Origin of the sequence: Alloyangia pacifica (genome assembly GCF_003111685.1) — a bacterium.
GTDB classification, from domain to species: domain Bacteria; phylum Pseudomonadota; class Alphaproteobacteria; order Rhodobacterales; family Rhodobacteraceae; genus Salipiger; species Salipiger pacificus_A.
This window is the reverse complement of the sequence record NZ_CP022191.1, coordinates 479,790-497,024: the sequence shown is the minus strand read 5'-3', so window position 1 is coordinate 497,024 and position 17,235 is coordinate 479,790. Positions and strand designations below refer to the sequence as shown.

15 protein-coding genes are annotated in these 17,235 nt (G+C 65.3%); 11 read left to right on the top strand and 4 right to left on the bottom strand.

The window, feature by feature from the left end:
- Window positions 1–48 precede the first annotated feature (48 nt).
- A complete protein-coding gene (locus CEW88_RS21455; RefSeq protein ID WP_108970387.1) occupies window positions 49–951 on the top strand; it encodes a GntR family transcriptional regulator in 903 nt (300 codons plus the stop codon).
- Window positions 952–965: 14 nt separating this feature from the next.
- Here CEW88_RS21455 and CEW88_RS21450 read toward each other — a convergent pair whose 3' ends face one another.
- The 3 genes from CEW88_RS21450 to CEW88_RS21440 form a co-directional block, all read right to left on the bottom strand.
- Window positions 966–1,937 (bottom strand): aldo/keto reductase, encoded by a 972-nt coding sequence (locus CEW88_RS21450; RefSeq protein ID WP_108970386.1) that lies wholly within the window; start codon window positions 1,935–1,937, stop codon window positions 966–968.
- Window positions 1,934–3,058, bottom strand: a complete 1,125-nt coding sequence (locus CEW88_RS21445; RefSeq protein WP_108970385.1) for a D-mannonate oxidoreductase — start codon at window positions 3,056–3,058, stop codon at window positions 1,934–1,936. The genes CEW88_RS21450 and CEW88_RS21445 overlap by 4 nt, the downstream gene beginning before the upstream one ends.
- 194 nt (window positions 3,059–3,252) lie before the next feature.
- Window positions 3,253–4,143 carry a LysR substrate-binding domain-containing protein gene (locus CEW88_RS21440; protein WP_108970384.1) on the bottom strand — a complete coding sequence of 297 codons (891 nt, stop codon included), beginning with the start codon at window positions 4,141–4,143 and terminating at the stop codon, window positions 3,253–3,255.
- A gap of 180 nt (window positions 4,144–4,323) precedes the next feature.
- Between CEW88_RS21440 and CEW88_RS21435 the strand changes: the two genes are divergently transcribed.
- The 6 genes from CEW88_RS21435 to CEW88_RS21410 all read left to right on the top strand — a co-directional run bounded on the left by CEW88_RS21435 (window position 4,324) and on the right by CEW88_RS21410 (window position 10,615).
- Window positions 4,324–5,337 carry a hydroxyacid dehydrogenase gene (locus CEW88_RS21435; RefSeq protein WP_108970432.1) on the top strand — a complete coding sequence of 338 codons (1,014 nt, stop codon included), beginning with the start codon at window positions 4,324–4,326 and terminating at the stop codon, window positions 5,335–5,337.
- A 3-nt stretch (window positions 5,338–5,340) separates the two neighbouring features.
- Complete coding sequence (locus CEW88_RS21430) at window positions 5,341–6,021, top strand: RraA family protein (RefSeq protein WP_108970383.1); 681 nt, start codon at window positions 5,341–5,343, stop codon at window positions 6,019–6,021.
- 29 nt (window positions 6,022–6,050) lie between these two features.
- The gene (locus CEW88_RS21425; protein WP_108970382.1) at window positions 6,051–7,004 is read left to right on the top strand and encodes a Bug family tripartite tricarboxylate transporter substrate binding protein; all 954 of its coding nucleotides are present in this window, start codon (window positions 6,051–6,053) and stop codon (window positions 7,002–7,004) included.
- Window positions 7,005–7,135: 131 nt separating this feature from the next.
- Window positions 7,136–7,597 (top strand): tripartite tricarboxylate transporter TctB family protein, encoded by a 462-nt coding sequence (locus CEW88_RS21420; RefSeq protein ID WP_108970381.1) that lies wholly within the window; start codon window positions 7,136–7,138, stop codon window positions 7,595–7,597.
- Between the two features lie 7 nt (window positions 7,598–7,604).
- Window positions 7,605–9,110: a tripartite tricarboxylate transporter permease gene (locus CEW88_RS21415; RefSeq protein WP_108970380.1), complete on the top strand. Its 1,506-nt coding sequence runs from the start codon at window positions 7,605–7,607 to the stop codon at window positions 9,108–9,110.
- A 392-nt stretch (window positions 9,111–9,502) separates the two neighbouring features.
- Window positions 9,503–10,615 (top strand): zinc-binding dehydrogenase, encoded by a 1,113-nt coding sequence (locus tag CEW88_RS21410; RefSeq protein WP_108970379.1) that lies wholly within the window; start codon window positions 9,503–9,505, stop codon window positions 10,613–10,615.
- A gap of 258 nt (window positions 10,616–10,873) precedes the next feature.
- On the opposite strand, the gene CEW88_RS21405 is transcribed toward CEW88_RS21410, so the two are convergent.
- Window positions 10,874–12,163 carry an O-acetylhomoserine aminocarboxypropyltransferase/cysteine synthase family protein gene (locus tag CEW88_RS21405; protein WP_108970378.1) on the bottom strand — a complete coding sequence of 430 codons (1,290 nt, stop codon included), beginning with the start codon at window positions 12,161–12,163 and terminating at the stop codon, window positions 10,874–10,876.
- Between the two features lie 263 nt (window positions 12,164–12,426).
- On the opposite strand from CEW88_RS21405, the gene CEW88_RS21400 reads away from it, so the two are divergent.
- From CEW88_RS21400 to CEW88_RS21385, 4 genes are all read left to right on the top strand, one after another.
- Window positions 12,427–12,885 carry a (2Fe-2S)-binding protein gene (locus CEW88_RS21400; RefSeq protein WP_108970377.1) on the top strand — a complete coding sequence of 153 codons (459 nt, stop codon included), beginning with the start codon at window positions 12,427–12,429 and terminating at the stop codon, window positions 12,883–12,885.
- A 4-nt stretch (window positions 12,886–12,889) separates the two neighbouring features.
- Window positions 12,890–15,064, top strand: coding sequence for a xanthine dehydrogenase family protein molybdopterin-binding subunit (locus CEW88_RS21395; RefSeq protein WP_108970376.1), 2,175 nt, complete (start codon window positions 12,890–12,892; stop codon window positions 15,062–15,064).
- Between the two features lie 3 nt (window positions 15,065–15,067).
- A complete protein-coding gene (locus CEW88_RS21390) occupies window positions 15,068–15,685 on the top strand; it encodes an Isoquinoline 1-oxidoreductase subunit (protein WP_108970375.1) in 618 nt (205 codons plus the stop codon).
- Between the two features lie 366 nt (window positions 15,686–16,051).
- Window positions 16,052–17,068 (top strand): phosphatase PAP2 family protein, encoded by a 1,017-nt coding sequence (locus CEW88_RS21385; RefSeq protein ID WP_108970374.1) that lies wholly within the window; start codon window positions 16,052–16,054, stop codon window positions 17,066–17,068.
- Window positions 17,069–17,235: the final 167 nt, after the last annotated feature.

The window sequence follows — 17,235 nt, the reverse complement described above, 5'->3', positions numbered from 1 at the left end:
ACCACATGACGCAGACTGATCCACTCCGACCCGCAGAGACCTGAGAAAATGGCACGCAGCGACACGCGTTTCCGCGAGACCTACAACAGCCTGCTCGACCTCTGCGGCGGGCACGCCCCCGGCGACTCGCTCCCGTCGGAGAACGCCCTTGGCGACCGGCTCGGGGTCAGCCGCACAGTGGTGCGCGCCTGCCTTCAGCACGCCTCGACACATGGGATGATCCGCTGGGAGGGCCGCGAGAAATCCCTGCTCCGCGCTCCGCGCCCCGACGATCGCTTGCCCCTCGAGACCAAGACCGAGGATCCCGAGATGCTCGAGAGCCGCTTTCTCGAATGGATCCTGCGGTTCGATGTCCCCGCGGGGACACCGCTCAACGTGGCGGCGCTCTCGCGCGAGTTCGGCGTGACACCGCAGCTGCTGCAAGAGTTCCTGGCCGGGCTCAGCCGCTTCGGCCTCGTCGAGCGGCGCAAGAAGGGCGGCTGGCTGCTGCTCGGCTTCACTGCGGCCTTTGCGGTCGAGCTTTCGGAGTTCCGCAGCCTGCTTGAACTCAACGCGGTGCAGCAGCTCGTGACCCTGCCCGGCAGCCACCCGATCTGGCCTAAGCTGGAAACGCTCCGCGCAGAGCATCTCGACCTTCTGGACCGGATCGAGAACGATTTTCACGCCTTCTCACCGCTGGATGAACGCTTCCACGCAACGATCAACTCGGTGGTACAGAACCGGTTTGTGGCGGAATTCCAGAAGGTGATCGCTCTGATATTCCACTACCATTACATGTGGGACAAAACCTTCGAGAGGCATCGCAACCAAGCCGCCATAGGAGAGCACCTCGCCCTGCTCGACGCCTTGCTGCTGCGCGACGCGGCGGCCTCGGAACAGGCGGCGCGGCGGCATCTTCTGACCTCGAAGACGACGCTGCTTTCTTCGCTGCGGGACCATCGCCTCGGCTAAAACCTGCGCGGTCGTCAGTCGAAAAGCGCTCCCGTCCCCGCGGGGACAGGGGCCTTCAGCGCGTCAAGGTTGCGCGTCAGGCTCGAGGCCTTGGACGTGCCAAGCAGCACCGAGGCCGTCGCCCGGTGACGGAGCGCGAACTGCAGCGCGGCGGTGGCCAGCGGCATGCCAAGCGCCTCGGCCTCGCGCTGCAACTCGGCGACGCGGTCCAGTACCTCCTTCGGTGCGGGGCCGTAGTCATAGGTCGCGCCCTCGACCGGGCCGGTGGCGAGGATGCCGGAGTTGAACACCCCGCCCAGCACAAGGCTCGTCCCCGCCGCCACGCAGCGCGGCACCAGCACGTCCTCGGCCGAGCGGTCGAGCAGCGTCAGACGCCCCGCGAGCAAGATTACGTCTATCGGTCCGTGGTCCATCACATCGAGGCAGACCTGGCACTCGTTCACGCCAAGCCCGAAAGCGCCGATCCTGCCCGCTTCCTTGAGCTTGACCAGAGCCTCGTAGCCACTGCCGAAGAAGGTTTCCATGTGTCCCGCGTTGACTTCCGCCCCGTGCGTATAGGCGCCGATGTCGTGCACATAGGCGATGTCGAGCCGGGTGACGCCGAGCCGCCCGCAGGTCTGCTCGAAGCTCTCGCGGATGCCGTCGCCGGAATAATCGTAGGACACTAGGTTGGGCAAAGGCTCGATGTAGCTGTCGGCCTCTGCGATCGGCTCGGGCGAGGGCGACAACACCCGGCCGAGCTTCGACGAAAGCGCGTAGCTGCCCCGGTCCCGACCCTGCAGGAAACGTCCCAGCCGGGTTTCCGACAGGCCGCGCCCGTAGTGCGGCGCGGTGTCGAAATAACGGATGCCCGCCTTCCAGGCAGTCTGCAGCACGGCCTCGGCATCCGCATCGCTCACCTTCCGGTAAAGATTGCCGATGCTGGCGCAGCCGAAGGAGACTTCGGTTACCTCGATGCCCGTATTGCCGATGGTCCTGGTCTTCATACGGTGTCCTTCCTGTGTGCAAGCGCGGCCTCGAGGCGCGGTTTCGCCGTGCGATCGCCTTGGCCGCGCGCCCAAGTCACGAAGGCGGCGATACGGCGGTCGAGTTTTTCCGAATGGTTCTGCGCGATATCCGCCAATGCGTGGTCGAGAAACGGATTGGCGAATCTGTCCAGCGTCTCAGCCACATAGGCAGCGGCGGCCGCGCCCTCGCCTGCTGCCGCGAAGCCCGGCAACACTTCCTCGCGGTAGAGCGTCTCGAGCGCAGCGCGGCGCTCTGGGTCGGCCAGCACCTCGCGCACCAGCGCCGGGCCTTCGCGCCCCGCCTCCAGCCAGCGCGAGACCAACCATGTGTGGCCAAGGTTGAGGATGAAGAGCTTGAGTCGCTCCACACGGCCAAGATCGCCGACAACCTGAACCTCGGGATGGGCGCAGGGCAGGATCAGGCCGGGACGGTCCTCGATGGCCCAGAGCGCATAGGGTTCGGCGACGGCCCCGGCGGGCTCGAGCGGCTCCGAGACGATGCGGTCGACCAGCGAATTCACCCAGAGCACATCGGTACTGAGCCAGTCTTGGAAAGATTGGCAAAGCTCAGTGGAGGCGGCAAGCACCAGCTCATGCAGCACGTCGCCATTGTTCTGCACCAGTTCGGTCGGCATGATCTGGATCGGCGCGCCGCCTGCCTCGAAGCGCGCGAACAGCAGTCGGGCAAGCTTGCCGGGGTAGGACATTTCCTGCTGCGGGCGCGTCTCGGCCGTGCCATCCGCCGGCTGCGGGCGAAAGCCTGCATCGGCAGTGTTGGAGAGGATGATCTGCACTTCGCCGCGCACAAGTTCCAGCAGGTGGTCCATGTCGGTCGCGGTGCTGAGAGCGCGCTTGACGCTGGTGACGCGGCGCTCCTCGTCGATCTGCTCCCCGGCGCGAAGGCCGCGCAGGTGGACCGGGTAACCTTCGGGAGCAATGAGACCTTGCAGCCGCGCGGCGCGCGCGGGATCGCCCGAGGATTGGACGACGGTGACAGGTCCGAGCGCCTCACCGCGGGCCATTGCTTCCGACAGAAAAAGATCAACATGGGCCTGCAGGAAGCGGCTCGTGCCGAACTGTAGGATCGGCGTGCTGAGCATGGTGTCTCCTCCTCCCTGCTCTGCCGGGCCAACTCCTCTTGGTCCGGCGGTGTTTGGTTTTTATTATTCAGTACCCACGCGGGGTCAAGGGCCTTGTCCGGCGGTGCCCGCCATTGAGCGGGCGCATTCCACCAAGGGATGATCTGTCCGGCGTCGGCGCCTATGGGGGACCATGTCAGTGGGGCGGCTCAGGCTCAGATATTGCGATGGACTCCGTGCTCTTCGGAGAGATCGGCAAGGACCTCGTGCAGCCGCGCAATGATCTCGGCACGCGGAGAGACCACGCGTTCGACGATGCCGATATGGCGCGATATCTGCGGGGTGCCAAAAGGAACCTGTTCGAGGTCGCTGTCCTCGGGCTGGGTAAGCGCGGCGTGTGGCACGACGGAGATGCCGAGCCCCTGGCGCACGCAGGTCACGATCGAGCCGATGGTGTCGATCTCGGCGATGTCGTTCGCGACCACCCCCATGCGCGACAGCTCGGTGTCGATCACGTTGGCCAAGGGCACCGCGCTGCGGAACCGGACATAAGGCAGCGCGTTCAGCGCCCCAAGGGGGTCGCGCAGATCGCTCCCCCGCGGGCCGATCAGCCAGAGGGGCTCTTTCAGGAACGTGCTCCACCTGAGGGACGAAGGAAACCCGACGTGCTCGGCCACGACCGCGGCGTCGAGCCGCCCTGCCGCGACGTCGGCAATGAGTGTCGAGGAGAGCGAGACCCGGAGATTGAGTTTTAACTCGGGGTAATCCCGGCGCATCCGGACGATGGCCTTTGGCAGCAGGTTCAGCGCGCTTGACCGCACCGACCCCAGCATGAGCGTTCCCGAGATACGATCCCCCCGCAGGCTGGCTTTCGTGTCATCCTCCAGGCGCAACATGTTTCTCGCCATTTCAAGAACCTGCATGCCCTCTGCGGTCGGTCGGGGCGGCCGCGACGCGCGCTCGAAGATACGGACGCCCAATTCCTGTTCCAGGGTCTGAACTTGCTGACTGACCGCAGAGGGGGTCAGGCCGACGACATCTGCGGCGCGCGCGAAGGTCCCGTGCGCGGCAATGGCAACAACGGTCTTGAGTTGGCGGGTGTCCATGGCTTGATCCAGTTTTTCTTAATCTGCAAAGCAGAATTATTCGCTGTTGTGAAGTAAAACTTTCCAATATGCCATTTCGGCAGGAGGAAACCGCGCCCCGAGGAGAGGACGCGGATCCAATAGAAAAACATGAGACCGAATGCCTTCCGCCCTGCTGCGGAGGATGTGGAGACCTACGCGATGAGCAAAACCATTCTCGTTACCGGACCGGATCTGCATCCGAACGCAGCGCGATACGTGCGTGACCATGGCTACGAGACGGTGCACACGCCTCCCTATGCCGACAGCGCGGTGATCAAGGAATACATCGACAAGACCGGTGCCGTCGGGATCGTCTCGCGCATGGGGCGGATCGACGCCAGCGTGCTGGCGGATGCGGGCTCGCTCAAGGTGATTTCCAAGCACGGCGTCGGCGTCGACAACATCGACCTTCAGGCCGCCGCAGACCGGGGCATTCCGGTGCTCGTGGCCACCGGCGCCAACGCGGTCTCGGTCGCCGAGCACGCCATCGCCCTGCTGATGACTTGCGTCAAGCGGATCCTGCCGCTCGACACCAGCCTGCGAGAGGGCCGCTGGGAAAAGCCCGGCTTCAAGGGCCGCGAGATCGCCGGCGCGACGCTGGGCCTGATGGGCATGGGCGCCATTGCCCGCGCCACCGGCAAGATCGCCGCCGCCGGCCTCGACATGAAAATCATCGGCTACGATCCCTATGCGAGCGACGAGGCCTTTGCCGCGATCGGCGCCATCCGGTGCGACAGCTTCGAAGAGCTGCTGGCCGGATCCGATTTCCTCAGCCTGCATTGCCCGCTGACCGACCAGACCCGCGGCCTTCTGAACGCCGAGGCTTTCTCGAAGATGCGCGACGGTGCCTTAGTCATCAATACCGCCCGCGGCGGGCTGATCGACGAGACCGCGCTGTTGGACGCGGTGCGCTTGGGCAAGCTTGCCGGTGCCGGCCTTGACAGTTTCGCCGTCGAGCCGCCCGCCGCGGATCACCCCTTCTGGGACGAGCCGCGCATCGTCGTCACGCCGCATATCGGCGGCGTCACCGCCGAGGCCAATGCCCGGGTCGGTGTGGACGCGGTCAGCGGCATCATCGGCTATCTCGCCGGCGAGCAGCTTCCCCCGCAACGCATCATCAACCGCACCCTGCTCGACAGCGCGCGCGCCACACTTTCCAAGGTAGAGGACTAATCCATGTCGATCGGTTTCCGTATCTGCACCCGCGAGCAGGTCGCGTCCAAAGAGCTTGTCGAGGCATTCTCCAAGCTGCCCGTCGCCAACGTCTCGGATTCCATGTCGCGCCTCAGCGCTGCCGGGCCGACCCTGCGCCCGATGCACGCCTCGGGGGGAATGGCGGGTGTCGCGATCACCGTGAAATGCCGCCCCGGTGACAACCTCATGCTGCACAAGGCCATCGACATGGCCGTGCCGGGTGACGTGATCGTGGTGGATGCCGGCGGCGAGACCACCAATGCCTTGATGGGCGAGCTGATGCTGGCCTACGCCATCAAGCGCGGCGTCGTGGGCTTCGTGCTCAATGGCGCGATCCGCGACCTTGACGCCTTTGTCGAAACCAACCTGCCGACCTTCGCCGTCGGCGTGACCCACCGCGGCCCGTACAAGGACGGCCCCGGCGAGATCAACGTGCCCATCAGCCTTGGTGGCATGGTGATCAACCCCGGCGACATCGTGATCGGTGATGCCGACGGCGTGCTGTCCGTGCCGCTGGCGGATGCAGAAGAAGTGCTGGCCAAGACCGAGGCTAAGCAGGATGCCGAGGTGCGCCAGATGAAGGCCATCGCAGAAGGCACGAACGACCGGACGTGGGTGGACGCAGCGCTCAAGAAGCTGGGCTGCGCTCTGCCGACCGAATGAAGAACGAGTTGAACCAAGGGAGGAAAATGATGTTCAATTCCATCAAGTACGCCACCGTTATCGGGGCCACGCTGATCGCGGGCGCCGCCATAGCGCAAGACTACCCGGAGAAGCCGATCGAGGTGATCGTTGGCTACTCCGCCGGCGGCGGCACCGACGTGATGGCGCGCACTGCCGCGCCCTTCATCGAGAAATACCTCGGTGACGGCGCGAGCCTCGTGGTCAAGAACATGCCGGGTGCGTCGGGCCAGATCGGCGTGACCGAAGTCGCAAATGCCGACCCCGATGGCTACACACTGGGCACGTTCAACCTGCCGGGCATGATGGCGCGTACCATCGACCGCAAAGCGGACTATTCGGCGGACAGCTTCACGTATCTCGCAAACGTGGTGAACGACCCCAACGTGATCGTCACCTCGAAACGCAGCGGCATCGAAACCATGGACCAGCTCGTCGAAGAGGCGCGCGAGAACCCCGGTGCGGTGACCGTCGGCATGTCGAGCCTCGGCGGCGACGACCACTTCATGCTGATCAAGCTGCAGAACCTCACCGAGACCGAGTTCACCATCGTGCCGTTCCGCGGCTCGGCCCCGGCGCGCACCGCGCTGATGGGCGGCCACGTGGCCATGGGCATCCTCAACATCTCCGAGGTTGCCAGCTTCCAGGACGATCTGAACGTGCTGGGCATCGCGACCACCGAGCGCTCGGATTTCGCGCCCGACCTGCCGACTTTTGCCGAGCAGGGCTACGAGCTGGTCAACGGCTCGATGCGCGGCTTCGTCGCGCCCAAGGGTCTGCCCGAGGATGTCGAGGCCAAGCTTCTTGCGGCCTTCGAGCAGCTCGACGGCGACGAGGAATTCCTCGCCGCGATGGCCGCGACCTCGAACCCGGTCGAAGTGGTCACAGGCAATGACTTCAAGGTCCTGACCCAGGACCTGTGGGATCTTGCCAAGGGTGTCTGGGACGAGACCCCCTGGAACTGAGTTCCTCCCAGGGGGCCCGGCCCGGCGCAAGTCGCGCAAGCCGGGTCCCCGCCTTATCTCACATATCACCGTAGAGCGCGGCGGCAGGGTACTGTACTGCCCCCGCATCTTCAGACTCAGGGATCCGATCCATGTCCGACCGACACACATCCCGCCTGCTGCGCCCCGAAACGCTGACTGCCATTGGCATCATCGTCGTGGCCGGCTGCTTCCTTTACGCCACGACCGACCTGCGACCGATCTCCGCCCTGCTTCCCGGGGCGATGCTGGCCGGTCTCGTCGTTCTGGCCGTGGCGCTTCTGGTCCGGGACCAGAGGAAGGCCTCCGCCGGTGAGCCTCCGGTTCAACTGAGCAGCGCCCCGCTGCGCGTCATGGGAGCCTTCGCGCTGATCGTCGGCTACGCGGTCGCCACCGATTTCATCGGCTTCTACCCGAGCACCATCGTGATCATCCCGCTGGTCTCCGCGCTCTTCGGCTTCCGCAATCCGCTTGGCCTGCTTGCCGCGACCGTGATCGTGGTCGGCGCCGTCTACCTGATCTTCGACTTCGGCATGTCGCAGGATTTCCCTGCCGGCCGGCTCTGGCAGAACTGAGGCCGCCATGTATTCCGATCTTCTCCACGCACTTCCCGAAGTCTTCGGCCTGACCAACTTCTTCGCGGTGATCATCGGCGTGATCGCCGGGATCGTCGTCGGGGCCATGCCCGGGCTGTCGGCCACCATGGCGATCTCGGTCCTCGTGCCGTTCACCTTCGGCCTCGAACCGCTGGTGGCGCTCGGCCTGATGGCCGGTATCTACAACGGCGCCATGTATGGCGGCGCGATCCCGGCGGTGCTGCTTCGCATCCCGGGCACCCCGGCTGCGGTTGCGACCACCTTCGACGGCTACCCCATGGCACAAAAGGGCCAGGGGGGTTTCGCGCTGCAGGTTGCCGTGGTGTCCTCGTCGATCGGCGGTATCGCCTCGGCCTTCGCGCTCATGCTGCTGGCGCCGCCGCTGTCCAAGGTGACGCTGCTCTTCGGCCCGTCCGAGGTGTTCTGGGTGGCGGTCTTCGGCCTTGCCTCGATCATCTTCCTGCTGGGCGGCAACCCGATCAAGGGGCTGATCAGCGCCTGTTTCGGTGTCTTTGTCTCGGTGATCGGCTCGGACCCGATCTATGGCAACGATCGCTTCACCTTCGGCCAGCTCGAACTGCTGGACGGCATCAACATGGTGATCCTGCTGGTGGGCCTCTACGCGCTGCCGCCGGTCATCGACCTGCTCGAGACGCCGCTGAAGACAGATAACGTCGGCGAAAGCCAGCTCGGCACCGAGCCGATCTGGAAAGCGCTGCCGAAGATGAAGCACTTCTGGAAGACCTGGCTGCGCTCGTCCTTCATCGGCATCTGGATCGGCATCCTGCCCGGTGCCGGAGGCTCCATGGCGGCCTTCATGTCCTACAACGAGGCGCGCCGCGCGTCGAAGAACCCCGACGCCTGGGGCGAGGGTGAGCCCGAGGGCGTTGCCGCCGCCGAGACCGCCAACAACGCCGACACCGCCTCGGCCCTGATCCCGGCGCTGACGCTGGGCATTCCGGGAACCGCCGTTGCTGCGGTCATGCTCGGCGGCCTGCTGGTGCATGGTCTGCAGCCCGGCCCGATGCTGTTCCGCGACAACCCCGATGTCGTCTTCGGCTTCATGTGGCAGTTCCTGTTCGGCGCCATCCTGCTGGTGCTGCTCGGCGGCTCGCTGGCAACCAACAGCTTCGCGCGCCTGCTGAACCTGCCGCGACCGCTGCTCGGCTCGATCATCATCGTGCTCATGCTGATCGGCGTCTACTCGATCCACGGCCGCATGTTCGACGTCTACCTGATGCTGGGCTTCGGGGCCGTTGGCTGGGTCATGGACAAGCTGAAGTTCCCGCTGCCGCCGGTGGTGCTCGGCCTCATCCTTGGCGGCTTCGCCGAAGAGAACCTGCGCCTCGCCCTGCGGATCGGCCGCGGTGACTGGATGGTGCTGTTCAGCAACGTGACCAGCCTTGTCATCGTCGCGCTGACCGTCGCCGTCATCGTGGGACCGATCCTGAAGAAGAAGCTTGCGAAGTCCAAGACGCGAGACGCGACCTGACATCCACACGCGACAGAGACTCTGTGTCGCGGAGAGACAGGTGAACCCCGGATCGAAGAGCACACTACGTGGCGGCGCATCCGGCCACCTTCGCCCCCGATCAGGTCGCCGGGGATCTGTGACATGAATTTGCGCAGGGTGGCGCCAACGGCCACCCTGCGCAACAAGCGATGCACCTCCTGGCCAAAGGAGGGACTCGACCAATGAAGCACCCTGTTGTCACGGCGCTTGCCGCGCGCGTCCGCACCACCGCTGCAGCACAGGCCGCCGACTTGGCCGGAACCCGTTCCAGTCGTTCTGAGTGTGCAGATTGAGGCGGATGCAGAACTTTGGATGCGTCGAATTTGGCCCTATATCCACACCAGTCGATGAAACGCGAAGGAAGTCCGATCATGGCCACCACCGGAAAACAGCTCTTCACCACGCTCGAGGCCGACGGCACACTGACCGTCGCGCTCGAGGACGTGTCGTTCGCCGACCCCTCCCAAAACCAGGTGCTGGTGCGCATGGAAGCCGCACCGATCAACCCCTCGGACCTCGCCATTCTCGTCGGCGGCGCCGACATGGAAAACGCAGATTACACGCCCGGCAAGTTCGTGGCCCGAATGCCGGAGGCGGCAAATGCCGCGTCGAAGGCGCGTCACGGTTTGAAATTGCCCGCTGGTAACGAAGGCGCAGGCACGGTCATCGCCGCTGGCGACAGTGATGCTGCGCAGGCGCTGGTGGGGCAGCGTGTCTCCTGCGTCCCGGGCAACGCCTACAGCCAGTATTGCCTCTCCGACGCGGACATGTGCCTCCCGCTGGGCGAGCATTCCGCCGAAGAAGGCGCCAGCGCCTTCGTCAATCCGATGACCGCGCTCGGCTTTTTGGAGACTGCCAGGGCCGACGGACAGAACGCCATCTTGCACACTGTCGGGGCCTCGAACCTCGGCCAGATGCTGACGCGCATCTGCGCAGAGGATGGCATCGGGCTGGTGAACATCGTGCGAAAGAGCGATCAGGTGGAGCTGCTGAAGGGGCTTGGCTCCGAGCATGTGGTCAACTCCTCCGAGGAGGACTTCATGGACCGTCTGGCCGACGCCATTCGTGCCACGGGCGCCTTTTACGGCTTCGATCCAGTGGGGGGCGGCACGATGGTCGATACGGCCTTCCGGGCGATGGAGCGCGTCGCAAGGGAGCAGATGGCCGAGTATTCACGCTACGGATCGAACCAGCCGAAACGCATGTTCATCTACGGCCGCCTCGACACCAGCCCCACTGTCCTGACACCCAGCTATGGGTTCGGCTGGACGCTGTCGGGCTGGCTGCTGTTCCCGTTCCTGCAATCGGTCGGGCCCGAGACCGTGGGCCGGATGCGTCAGCGCGTGCGTGACAACCTGACCGGCACCTTTGCGAGCAGCTACAAATCTCGGGTCACGCTTGAGGAAATGCTCACCAAGGATGCTGTGCTGGACTACCGCGAGATGCGCACGGGAGAGAAATATCTCGTCACGCCCTGGGCCTGACTCGCAGGCAAGAGCGGCGGCGCCCGGCAAAGGGCGCCGCCACAGGCCGCCACAGGAGGTTACAGAAGGGCAAGCACATTCTTGGCCGCAACCTCCGACGATGCCGGGTTTTGACCGGACACCAGACGGCCAGCTGCCACGGCATGCGACTGCCGGTTGCCGATGGCGCCGAAGTGGGCCCCGAACTCGCGAAGCTTCGAGCACGCGTCCGAGCGAGCTGGCACCGGGGTGCCAGCGCGCTCCGACCTCAACAGGTCTTCACGCCGTCGCCGCAGCCAGCCCCTGGTCAAGATCGGCGATGATATCCGCGACATCTTCGATGCCGATCGAGATGCGCACCACATTCGGCGCGGCCCCGGCCTGCACCTGCTGCTCTTCCTCGAGCTGCCTGTGGGTCGTCGAGGCCGGGTGGATGATCAGGCTGCGCGTATCACCGAGGTTGGCGACGTGGCTGAACAGTTTTAAGCTGTCCACCAGTCTGACGCAGGCGTCGTAGCCGCCCTTGATCGCCACGGTGAACAATGCGCCAGCGCCCTTGGGCACGATGCGCTGTGCCCGATCATGCCAGGGGGAGGAGGGCAATCCTGCATAGGTCACCGCCTCGACGCGCGGATCCTTTTCGAGCCATTCCGCCACCGCCTGCGCGTTCTTCACATGACGCTCCATGCGCAGGCCGAGGGTCTCGATTCCCATCAGCGTATAATGCGCGCCTTGCGGGTTCATCGTCATGCCGAGGTCGCGCAGCCCCACCGCGATGGAATGGAAGGTGAAGGCCATCGGCCCCAGCGCGGCGTGGAAGGTCAGCCCGTGATAGGCCGGCTCGGGCTGCGACAGCGAGGGGAACTTGTCAGAAGCCGACCAGTCGAACTTGCCCGAGTCCACCACGATGCCGCCGGTGACCGTGCCGTTTCCGGTCAGGTACTTGGTGGCCGAATGCACTACCAGCGTCGCGCCGTGCTCGATCGGCTTGCAGAGCCACGGGGTGGCGGTGGTATTGTCGACAATGAGCGGGATGCCCGCCTCGTCCGCGATCTTTGCCATGGCCCCGAGATCGGTGACGTAGCCGCCAGGGTTTGCGATCGTCTCGCAGAAAAGCGCGCGGGTGTTCTCGTCAATCGCCGCCTTCACCGCCTCCAGATCATCGGTGTCGACAAATGTCGCGGACCAGCCAAAACGCCGGATCGTCTGGCTGAACTGCGTGATTGTGCCGCCGTAGAGTCGCGAGGACGAGACGATGTTGCAGCCCGGCGCCATCAGCGGGAAGAGCGCCATGATCTGCGCCGCGTGGCCCGAAGAGCAAGCGATGCCGCCGGCTCCGCCCTCGAGCGCGGTGACCCGGTTCGCCAGCGCCGAGACAGTGGGATTGGTCAGGCGCGAGTAGATGTAGCCGACCTCTTCGAGGTTGAAGAGCCGGGCCGCATGATCCGCATCGCGGAATACGTAGGACGTGCTTTGGTAGATCGGCACCTGCCGCGCGCCGGTGGCGGCATCGGGCTCGGTGCCGGCATGCACGGCCAGCGTGTCGAAGCCGGGGGTCTTGTCTGTCATGGATTCACTCCTCCTTACCTCGCGGCACGTTAGGCAAGCCGCACGCCGGCTGCAATGACCCGAGCGGTGCGCCGCCCCGATCTCGGGCGCGGGCGGTTGCGCCGAGACTTCCTGGGGCGGCGACGTCCATCGCGACACGAGGTCCGCGGGCGAGCGACACGAGGATTTCGGCGACCCAGACGTCGACACGGCGCATTGCGGCGCTATCTCCCCCTCCACAAACCACGCGCCACGCTACGCATGCGCAGCCAGGGAGGGAAGCCATGGTTTCGTTCGAACTCAACGGAAAAGATGTGTCCGTCGACGTGCCGGAGGAGACACCGCTCCTCTGGGTATTGCGCGATGAGTTGCAGATGACGGGCACCAAGTTCGGCTGCGGCATCGCCCAATGCGGGGCCTGCACGGTGATGATGAATGGCATGACCCGCAGGTCTTGCGTGACCCCCGTCTCCATGGTCGACGGTGCCTCTGTGACCACGATCGAGGGTATCGACGGCCCAGAAGCCGAGGCCGTGCAGGCTGCCTGGGAAGGGCTCGACGTGCCGCAATGCGGCTGGTGCCAGTCGGGACAAGTGATGAGCGCCACCGCGCTCCTACGCGAAGTGCCCAAACCCAGCGACGAGGACATCGACAACGCGATGGCCGGCAACATCTGCCGCTGTGCCACCTACGTCCGCATCCGCAAGGCGATCCATGACGCCGCGGACAAGCTGGAGGGATGAGACGATGACACAGGTGCTTTCCCGCCGCAGTTTCCTGGCCTCCTCCGCGGGGCTGGTGATCGGCATGACCCTGCCCCTTGCGGCCCGCGCCCAGTCCGGGGCGGCCGCGGCCTTTCAGTCCGGGGCGACCGACGAAGCGAGCTTCGCCCCCAATGCCTTCGTGCGCGTCGCGCCCGACGACACCGTGACGGTGATCATCAAGCACATCGAGTTCGGCCAAGGCCCGTTCACCGGCCTCGCCACTCTGGTGGCCGAGGAGATGGACGCCGACTGGGGCCAGATGCGTGCCGAGAACGCGCCGGCCAACGACGAGCTCTACAAGAACCTTGCCTTCGGTATGCAGGGCACCGGCGGCTCTACCGCCATGGCCAACTCCTACATGCAGATGCGCAAGGCCGGCGCCGCTGCCCGCGCCATGCTGGTCGCCGCCGCGGCCGAGGAATGGGGCGTGCCCGAGAACGAGATCACAATCTCCAAGGGACAGATCGGCCACGGCTCGGGCAAAAGCTCGGGTTTCGGCGCGCTGGCGGAGAAGGCTGCCGGGATGACTCCGCCGGAGGACCCGCCGGTGAAATCCGCAGACAAGTTCGTGCTGATCGGGACCGACCTGCCCAAGCTCGACACCAAGGCCAAATCGACTGGCACGGCGATCTTTACCATGGATGTCTACCGCGAGGGCATGCAGACCGTGGTCGTGGCGCATCCGAGCAAACTGGGGGCCACGGTTGCCTCCGTCGACGACAGCGCGGCGCTCGAGGTTCCCGGGGTCGAGGCCGTGCGGCAGATCCCGCAGGGCGTCGCTGTCTACGCCCGATCCACCCACGCTGCGCTGAAGGGCCGCGAAGCGCTGAGCGTCGAATGGGATGAGAGCGGGGCGGAGACGCGCTCCTCCGCCGAGATTTTCGAGGCGTTCTCGAAAGCCGCCTCGGAGGGCGGCAAGGACGCCGAGATGCTCGGCGACGGGGTGGCGGGCATCGACGGGTCCGCCGAGGTGATCGAGGCGGAATTCCGTTTCCCCTATCTCGCCCATGCCCCGATGGAGCCGCTCGACGGCGTCATCGAGGTCCGCGAAGACGGCGCCGAGGTCTGGATGGGCTCGCAATTCCCCGCGCTCGACAAGCCGACCATCGTGCAGACGCTCGGACTTTCTCCCGAGAGCGTGCAGCTCAACGTGATGCTGGCGGGCGGCAGCTTTGGTCGCCGTGCGCAGGACACTGCGCATTTCGCCGCTGAACTCGCCGAAGTTGCCAGGGCCGCCGGCGGCCCCGGCAGTTTCAAGCTGGTCTGGACCCGCGAGGACGATCTTCACGGCGGCTATTACCGTCCGCTCACCATCCACAGGATGCGCGCCGGCCTTGATGGCGACGGCAAGCTGACCGGCTGGGAAGACATCGTCGTCAACCAGTCGATCATGGCGGGGGGGCCGATGGCGCAGATGATGCAGGACGGCATGGACCCGACCTCCTACGAGGGCTCGACCAAGATGCCCTACGACCTCGGCAATCTGCGCGTTGGTTGGGCCCAGCAGGAAAGCCCCGTCTCGGTGCTCTGGTGGCGTTCGGTGGGGCATACGCACACCGGCTATGCCACCGAGGTCTTCCTCGACATGGTGCTCGAGGCGCAGGGCAAGGACCCGGTGCAAGGGCGTCTCGACCTCATGCGCGAGGATGCGGCGCGCGACCGCGGCGTGCTCGAGAAGGTCGCTGAGATGGCGGGCTGGGATGGCACCAAGGTCAAGGGCGACAAGGCCTATGGCGTTGCCGTGCACGAGAGCTTCGAGACCTACGTGGCGCAGATCGCCGAGGTCTCGGACGCGGGCGGGCAGCCGCGCGTGCACCGGGTCTGGTGTGCCGTTGACTGCGGCGTCGCGGTAAATCCGAACGTGATCCGCGCGCAGATGGAGGGCGGCATCGGCTTCGGCCTCGGCACGGTGCTCTTTGACGAGATCACCTTGGGCGAGGGCGGCGTGGTCCAGCAGTCGAACTTCGACAGCTACCGCATGTTGCGCATACACGAAATGCCAGAGGTGATGGTCGAGATCATCGCCTCGGACGCCGAGCCCACTGGCGTCGGAGAGCCGGGCGTCCCACCGATCGGACCCGCCGTCGCCAATGCCTGGCGGGCACTGACCGGCAAAGCGGTGACCGAACTGCCCTTCCTCAAGACCATGGAGGCCTGAGCCATGCGCAAAACGATCCTGATGGCGGCGCTGCTCGGCGCCGCACCCGCCCTTTTCGCCCTGCCCTCCCTTGCCGAGACGGTGAAAGGCCTGCGCACCGTGGATGAGTTCGATGGCATCGAGAACGAAACCGAACGCTCGGTGGCGCTCTTTACCGAGATGATGGCGGTGATCGAGCACCCGCGCTGCCTCAATTGCCACCCTGTCGGCGACAGCCCGCGGCAAGGCATGGACATGCATCCGCATGTGCCGCCAGTGGTGCGGGGGGATGCGGATTTTGGCGCACCGGGCATGCGCTGCAACACCTGCCACGGCGAGGAGAACTTTGCCTTCACCACCGGCGAAGGCTCCATCCCCGGGCATTCACCCTGGCAGCTTGCCCCGATCGAGATGGGCTGGGTTGGCAAGAGCGCCGCGGAGATCTGCGCGCAGCTCAAGGATCCGGAGCGCAACGGTGGGCGCAGCATGGACGACCTGCATGAGCACAACGCCACGGACGGGCTTGTCGGCTGGGGTTGGGAGCCGGGCGAAGGGCGCGAAACTGCCCCCGGTACGCAGGAGGTCTTCGGCCAACTGACGAAAGCGTGGATCGAGACCGGTTCGGCCTGCCCCGATGGCTGATCCTCTGCATCTGAGACTTGGATGGCACAACCAATTAGGCGCCCCCGCAGGAAAGACGAGGGGCCGGATGGGGTTCGATCAACGTCGTGGAAGTATGGCAGCGTGGTCGAGTTGATGGGGTGCCCCGCGAACCGAATTCAACCGGAGGCATGACCCAGGCCCAACGGCGTGGTTAGCGACCTGCCTTGGCTGAAGCGGTCATGCTGGGCGGGGATGTCTGTCTCGGAGCCGAAGTGGCGAGCAATCGCGCGTCGCTCATGGGTGTGCCTTTAATCTCGGTGCCTCTCGCCTAGATAGCTTTAAGCGATCAACTATTCCGACGAGAGCCATGTCCAATTTGCGCCAGCTTCCGAGGGGAGCAAGACCATGATCCCCGCCCTGGCCTTCTTTGCCTTCAGCGTCGGTTACGCGCTCTTTTCATTTCTGATTGCCGTGCTGTTTCGCGACGAGGTGATCGCCGATGTCCTCGGGACGGTGAGATCAGAGCCGGATGTCTCGCTCTGGTACGTGGGTGTGATCGCCCTTGCGCTGGCGTATTGGGCCCTACGCGCAGAGACCCGGCGCGGCGCGAGCCGAAGGAGGGCCGCCGCCAATGTCGCGCTGGTCTTCGGTGCCATCCTCGCCCTGCACCTCGGCTTCACGCTGTTCAAGACCACGATGCCGCAGATCGTGCCCTATTACGCGGATCCCTACCTCGCGCGGTTCGATGCCTGGTTGCATGGGGACACGGACCCTTGGACGGTCATCAACCGGCTCTTCGGCCCCGACATCATGCTGAGCCTCACCCCGCTCTATCACGGACCCTGGCTGATCGCCGCCTTCCTGTTCCCGGTGATCCTCGTGGCCTGTGACCACGATCACACGCGGGTAAAGCGCTACCTGGTGCTCTATTGCGCAAGCTGGATCGTCATTGGCAATATGATCGCCCTCGGCGGCATGTCCGTGGGGCCGGTGTTTTATGACCGGCTCTACGACAGCAACCGCTTTGCCATGCTGACCTGGACGCTGCGCTACGCAGGGGTGGACGGCTCCACGATGGGGGCGTTGCAGGATTACCTATGGGAAATGTACTCGGCGGGGCGCGAGAGCTTTGGCACCGGGATCTCTGCCTTTGCCTCGGTGCATGTGTCGGTCGCCACGCTGGTCGCGCTCTATTGCGGCGAGCGTTCGGCGCTGCTGGCCTTTCCGGCGGCGCTGTTCTGCGCGGTCATCCTGCTGCTGTCGATCTGGAGCGGCTACCACTACGCCGTGGACGGATACTTCTCCATCGGCGTCATGGCGCTGCTCTGGGCCTACCTGCGCAAGCGCATGGAGCCAGAGGCGGGATCCCTCGGGCTCGGTGGCGGTGCGCTGGGGGGGCTCCAGCGAGTCCGAAAGGACTGACGCCCGGAACAAGGCCTCGGCAGTTTCGCAACCCGCTCGGCCTGAGCCATGCACGGTGGCGAAACCGAGGGAATGTTGATGAATGTCCTCGCCGGAGCGCGCGTGTCGCCCGGAGGGCTGCAGCCAACTCGGGTGTTGCGATGCCGATGCGCCCGGTGGAAGCGGGC